The sequence below is a fragment of the Vibrio sp. 10N.261.46.A3 genome, assembly GCF_041472995.1.
GTDB lineage: Bacteria > Pseudomonadota > Gammaproteobacteria > Enterobacterales > Vibrionaceae > Vibrio > Vibrio coralliirubri.
Map to the genome: position 1 here is coordinate 101,294 of NZ_JBFRRH010000004.1, position 6,271 is coordinate 107,564.

General features: G+C 46.1%; 5 protein-coding genes. All 5 read right to left on the minus strand.

From position 1 onward, the window contains the following. Positions 1–68 precede the first annotated feature (68 nt). Positions 69–758 (minus strand): hypothetical protein, encoded by a 690-nt coding sequence (locus AB4484_RS01740; RefSeq protein ID WP_050633008.1) that lies wholly within the window; start codon positions 756–758, stop codon positions 69–71. Next, complete coding sequence (locus AB4484_RS01745; RefSeq protein WP_050633007.1) at positions 758–1,954, minus strand: OmpP1/FadL family transporter; 1,197 nt, start codon at positions 1,952–1,954, stop codon at positions 758–760. The genes AB4484_RS01740 and AB4484_RS01745 overlap by 1 nt, the downstream gene beginning before the upstream one ends. A gap of 93 nt (positions 1,955–2,047) precedes the next feature. Beyond that, complete coding sequence (locus tag AB4484_RS01750) at positions 2,048–2,860, minus strand: crotonase/enoyl-CoA hydratase family protein (protein ID WP_050633006.1); 813 nt, start codon at positions 2,858–2,860, stop codon at positions 2,048–2,050. A gap of 221 nt (positions 2,861–3,081) precedes the next feature. Then, positions 3,082–5,076 carry a Fe(3+)-hydroxamate ABC transporter permease FhuB gene (gene fhuB, locus AB4484_RS01755; protein WP_061040142.1) on the minus strand — a complete coding sequence of 665 codons (1,995 nt, stop codon included), beginning with the start codon at positions 5,074–5,076 and terminating at the stop codon, positions 3,082–3,084. After that, positions 5,076–6,029, minus strand: coding sequence for an iron-siderophore ABC transporter substrate-binding protein (locus AB4484_RS01760; protein WP_372076167.1), 954 nt, complete (start codon positions 6,027–6,029; stop codon positions 5,076–5,078). Before AB4484_RS01760 ends, fhuB begins: the two co-directional genes overlap by 1 nt. Positions 6,030–6,271: the final 242 nt, after the last annotated feature.

A 6,271-nucleotide genomic window follows, 5' to 3' on the forward strand; every position in this document is an offset into this window, starting at 1 on the left:
AGTGTAGATTCACTAAATTAGTGAGCCTACACTCAGTTCTTTTTATCTAGGACGATATATGAGAATAACTATTTGAATTCATAGGTGTAAGACGCACCAACACTGTTATTTTCACCGAAATCGTCCTCAGCAAAAATAGTGAAGAAGTTGAATGATTGAGCATCACTCAACTTGTAGCTAGCACCGACGCCAGCCCAATACCCTGAATAATCATCAGAGCCCATTGAACCACCACCGAACCCCATAATAGACCATTCATCCGTAATCGTTTTTAAGCCAAACGCGCCAATGTAACCACCGTGGGTTGCACTCGGCATCAATACATAATCAGAGCCAACGTTATCATCATCGAAAACCGCTACTTCGCCATCATTATAACTGTAGCCAGCCATAGGGAAAATTTGCCAACCGAACGGCTCAATGTCGAAATAACTCAGTGGGATAAACGTACCAATACTGTAGTTGTTCTTATAAGCATCGTTGTCATACTCAGAGCGGCTAAAGTTGAAGTTCACGATACCCATAGGCAACAGCCATGAACCGCCTAATCGCCACTCTTCGCCGTCTGCATTGACACGAGCATTGATCATTCGCGCTTCATCTAAACCAATAGACCCAGAGAACTGCAAATCTTCGTTATAAGCAACGCCAGCTTTGGTTACGATTTTAGTCGGATCATCAGGGTGCTTCTCTTCAGCAAAAGCACCCATCGAACCAAGCATTGCCACTGCAACAAGTAATAGATTACGTAATGTCATTAGAAGGTCGCGCTAACGCCAACAAAGTGGATACGACCATCGAAAGAACCGTTTAGCAAATTGATATCGCTACCAGCAAGATTACGGTCCATATCAACAGAACCTAAATCTGCGTATTCGTAGAACACGTCGATTAAAATATCATCCCAATACGTTGAAGCGCCTACCGAGTAGCGGTACTGCTCGCCAACCGGAAGGTCAACCCACTGCATTGATGGATCATCTTGTGGTGAGGTCTCATAAGAGAAACCGGCTTTTAAACGCCAGTCTGAGTTAAGTTGGTAGTCAGCACCAACAGCAAACTTCCAAACATCATCCCAGTCACGCTTGATCGGAATTCCGCCTACAGGGTCACCATCAACTGATGCTCCAAAGTCTAGTACTGTCTCGTCCCACGCACTCCAACGATGGAACTGAATACTAGCGAGTAGGTCAAGTTGAGAGTTCAAAGCATAGCTCGCACTGACATCGATGATTTCAGGTAAAGCAATATCAGTTGATAATGAATTCAATACGCCTTGGTTAATAACGCCATTTACATCATTGTTAAACTCATGCTCTAACTTAGAGCGGTAACTTGCGCCCAACTTAAGTTTGTCTGTCGGTGTGTACATTACGCCAAGGTTATAACCGTATGCCCAGTCAGTATCTTGTTTAGCAGTAAGCATTGATGTCGTTTGTTGAAATGCAGCCCAACTGAATTGAACACCAGCACCTACTGACCATTGGTCATTCAGCTTATAACTGAGTGATGGGTTCACTTGCATTGCGGTGAGCGTGATATCTTCTAGAAGTGCAGCACCCGCCCAATCACTGCCGTAATCAAGGCTAGAGCCCCCGACTGCGCCAAGCGCGATACCAAGGTGTAATTTGTCTGTGACTTGATGTGCGTGGAAGGCACCAAATGAAGGCATGACTGAATGAGCTTTACCATCTTGCTTGTCGCCGTTGTCTTGATATTGCATCTCAAGATCAAACGCCATGGTATTGATAGTCGTTTTGCTTTCGCCCATATGAGACATAGTGGCAGGGTTAGTCCACATCGCCGCAGCCGAACGAGTATAAACACCGTCACCGGCACCAGTAGTACCGGCATTGGCGACAACAGCTTCTTGTAAAAACAAACCACTTGCGAAAGCATTTAAGCTTGTAAAAATTGCGGTGGCAGCTAGCGAGTAAGTAAAAGTTTTGTTCATCAGATTGCTCATTTAGCCTTAGACATTAAATTGCTCTAAGGTTACCGCAAAGCCCCATAAACAAATGGAATATCCGTTATTCCTGTACAAACGCTATTTGAACTTTCTGGCTACGTATGGACGTGGCTTGTCTCGATGAATTTCACGTTGAGCAGCAATTGCTCTGTTCTTACCTAACCCTACCTTTATCTGATACCAGGTCTCGTAGAACACTGCCATGCCAGGGCTTGACCACCAAGTCTTGTTGTAGAGTTTCTTATTAGCAGCGACGACATCTGGCGACCGATTCGCACACTCAAGTGCCAACGCATAAGCTTCAGCGTAAGGATCTTCGGCAATCTTGGTTACCAGCCCATAGTCTTTCGCTGTTTCACAGTCGATCTCTTTAGCGGTCATCGCCATTTCTAAGGTGTGGTCTTTACGCATTAACTCTCGAAATGCGATGGCGCCTCCCATGTCAGGAATCAAACCCCATTTGGCTTCCAATATCGAGAAAGTCGCGTCTGGACTGGCAATTCTAAAATCACCACCGCTGACCAATTGCAGACCGCCTCCCCAACAACGACCATGAATCGCAAAAATGACTGGGCATGGAATATCTCGCCAACCCAATGAAAAGCGTTGTGCAGCGTTAGGCAATATCGGCAACCATTTAAATAAAAGCTTCATCGCCCCAGATTTACTGGTCAAAAGAGACTTAACATCAAGCCCTGAACAAAAATCAGATCCCTCGCCCTTCACTATTACGGCACGAATCTCGGTGTTCTTTTTCAGCTGAGTCACCATGTTATTCACGCCTTGGAACATTGCCATATCAATAGCATTGAGCTTATCGGGTCGATTCAACACAACCGTCGCAATTTGGTTTTCATCGATAGAACAAGTAATACGATCGAGGTTTGGCATGGTGGCTACCTTATAAGTGGTCAGACCTTTAGATTATACATTTTATTAACATATGCCAAACTTGCACATTAAGAAGCGAGACCTGTGTTGCTTAACACCGCTCCCTTACACAAACGACATCAATAAAAAAGCAGTGATGGATCGCTCCACTCACTGCTTTTCATTCGTATCTTTTATTGCCAGTAGCTTTGATAATCAAGGACTCTCAGTTTTGGGAGAACCTATGTTCTTCGAGATTTCAATAACAAGAAGATGAAGTAGCTACCACCAATAATGGAAACTAACGTCCCTGCCGCAAGCTGCGCCGGAAACACCACCACTTGCCCTAACCAGTCTGCAAATAGCATGAGTGCAGCACCAATTAAAAACGACAAGATGATCTGTTCTTTAACCAAACGCGCACCCACCATTGCGGCGATATGCGGAGCCAACAAGCCGACAAACGCGACAGGCCCCATGGTAGTTGTCACGACCGAACACAAGATCGCAACAATACACAACAATGCCACGTAGGCGATATTGATATTCAACCCTCTGGCACTCGCGAACTGACGTCCCGTCGCAATTAAGGTCACCCAACGACTCAACAGCAAAGCAGCCCCGATAGAAGCCGTTATCACCATGGTCATAATTACTGCCGACTCAGGTTCAACACGATAGGTAGATCCTGCCAACCAAGCCAATAAGGTGTATTTTCCCTCTCCCACTCGCGTTAAAGAGAATTGCACCAAAGCTTCCAAGACTGCGGTCAGCGAAATACCGGTAAGGATCAAAATCGATGGCGCAAACTGATGCTTCTTGCCAAGTAACAGCAATAAACAAAGCGCAATCGCACTACCTAAGAAAGCAATCCAAGGGCTCAATGAGTGAATCGAATAACCCATGAATAAGCTACTGAAAATCAACGCCAGAACCGCACCGGCTGACACACCAAGAATGTCTGGGCTGGCGAGCGGGTTATAGACCAATCTTTGTAAAATCACACCCGCAACTGCTAGGCCGCCACCAGCGAATATCGCGGTTAACATTCTCGGCCAGCGAATCGACCATTCAAATGCATCTGGGATAACAAAATAGCCCATATCAGAAGATGGCTGTGACAACGTACTCAACGCCAGCAACCCGAAAATCATTGTGCCCAATAAGAAGTAAGCCACAGGTGAAATAAACTTTGGCCCTTTAGGCATCGAGAAAAACAACTGATCTTGAGCCGATAATTGCTTTCTCGCAATAATAATCAATGCAGGAGCACCAATAACTGCGGTTGCTGTCCCTGTTGGAATCATATCCAAAGACCATTGTGCCAAGAAGATCGCCAAGCTGTCAGTGACACAAAGTAATAGCGCACCTAATACACAACTCGCGATGAGTTCAGATTTCGCCTTTAGAAAACCCAATTGCCTAGCGATGTTCGGAGCAATCAAGCCGATAAAGCTGATCACGCCCACTGAGGTAATCGATACTGAAACTAACCAAACTCCAATAGCCATTAACACAAAGAAGGTTGCCCCGATGTTAAGGCCACGTGCTGCTGCCCCTTCAGTACCAATCGAAAGCAAAGTCAGAACTCGCGGAGCCAGTAAGAATATGGCAAAAATCGGCAACAGCTTAGGCTTCAGCCACAGCACTTGTTCCCAGCCATTTTGCCCTAGGTCGCCCGCTCCCCACACAAACAGATTTTGTGCGTACTGATCGTTGAGCAGAATAATCGCCGTTGCAAATGCCCCTAGCAACAAGTTGACCGCCATACCCGCCAATACAATTGGTAAGCCGCTCATGTTTTTGATGCCAACAATCGAAACAATCAGCCCCATCGCAAGCAACGCACCAACTAGGGCAAACCAAACTGAATACTGAGCGACCAACATCGGCGCAACCACATTCAGAATAACCAGACCAAGCCAAGCGCCTGATGATGTGCCTAAAGTTAACGGAGACATCATGCGATTCTGCGTCAATTGTTGAAACAAGCTGCCGATGGTGCCAAGTGTTCCGCCAACCAAGATTGCCATCACCAAGCGAGGTAAATTGACATAAGCTAACGCCATCAGCTCGAATGAATCATCGACCATTGAGTTGAATGTAGCGATGTCACTGATCTGTGAGGCTTGCTGAAGCAACTCACCAATAGGGCCAAATTCCGACTGCCCTAACCATAAATGAACAAGGGCAGCACAAAGTAGCGCAGCCCCCATCATAAAACCACTGGATTTCATTACTGCTCCGCTAGCGTCAACAACGATTGCGCCATGGCTTCTGCGTTATACAAAATCGACATAGCACCGCCGTAACTCCAACTTGCTACGACTGGGCTAAATTGACCATTGCGAACAAAGGGCATGCTCTTCCAAACCGGAGAACGGTCTAGCTTGTCTTGATACGGGAAAGGTTCAAAGTAAAGCGCAATCCCCTTTTTCACGTTCTTAAGCTCGGTCATACGCTTTTGACTGATACCCCACTGACTTGCAGGCAGATCCATCGCATTATCAAAGCCTAGTTGCTCAAGTGCATATTGTGGAATCGAGTTATCGCCGTAAATGTATACCGAAGTGGTGCTCGCAAAACGGAAGGAGGTCACTTTCGGCTTGTCGCCTGGGTACGCCTTATCTAATTCAGCTTTAAGAGCTGCGATACGCTCATCCATTGCGGCCAGCTTTTGGTTCGCTTGTTCTTCTTTGCCAAGCAGCTGGCCGATCTTCTTGAAGTTCTCGATAGCAGCCGCTGCATTGCTGTGTTGTTCGCTGTATGTTTGGTAGTAAAGCACGGGCGCAATTTCAGAAAGTCGTTCCTGAAGATCTTTCTGAGGAGAAGCGATAAGAATCACATCAGGGTTTAGCTTCTTCAAAGCAGAGAAATTAGGCTCAGTTCGAGTGCCAATGTCCGCCACGCCTTCTGGAATCGCAGGCTGAACAACCCAATCGGTATAACCTGCAATATCAGGTACCGCTACTGGTGTGACACCGAGTTCAATCACTTGTTCGGCTATGTCCCAGTTCAACGCAGCCACTCTAACAGGCTGAGCTTCAAGGGTTTTAACGCCCTCGCTGTCTTCAACTTGAAAATCCGCCATCGCATTAAACGATAAAGCGCTCGCTAATACGGTTACCACCAGCTTTGCATTCAAGCTCTTTACTTTAGAAAAATGGGAAGCTATTCGTTGTAAATTCATACTGTTGCCTACTCAATCTAAATTCTATATTTCTTCAAACGACAAAAGCAGCCCAGTGAAGGCTGCTTTAAAATTGATCATCCTAACCTAGTTAGAATTCATAGTTTACGCTTAGCTCTACAGACTGCTCAGCACCGAACCAGCAGTTCGATTGGTCGTAACACGCGTAATATTCTTCGTTGAAAATATTGTTCACCGCTAGATTCGCTGTTGCGCCAGATAGCGTATCGCTTGCTGCACCC

Coding starts and splice junctions, on each gene's coding strand:
- AB4484_RS01760 (WP_372076167.1), bottom strand. CDS start 6,029: ATGAATTTACAACGAATAGCTTCCCATTTTTCTAAAGTAAAGAGCTTG.
- AB4484_RS01740 (WP_050633008.1), bottom strand. CDS start 758: ATGACATTACGTAATCTATTACTTGTTGCAGTGGCAATGCTTGGTTCG.
- AB4484_RS01750 (WP_050633006.1), bottom strand. CDS start 2,860: ATGCCAAACCTCGATCGTATTACTTGTTCTATCGATGAAAACCAAATT.
- AB4484_RS01745 (WP_050633007.1), bottom strand. CDS start 1,954: ATGAACAAAACTTTTACTTACTCGCTAGCTGCCACCGCAATTTTTACA.
- fhuB (WP_061040142.1), bottom strand. CDS start 5,076: ATGAAATCCAGTGGTTTTATGATGGGGGCTGCGCTACTTTGTGCTGCC.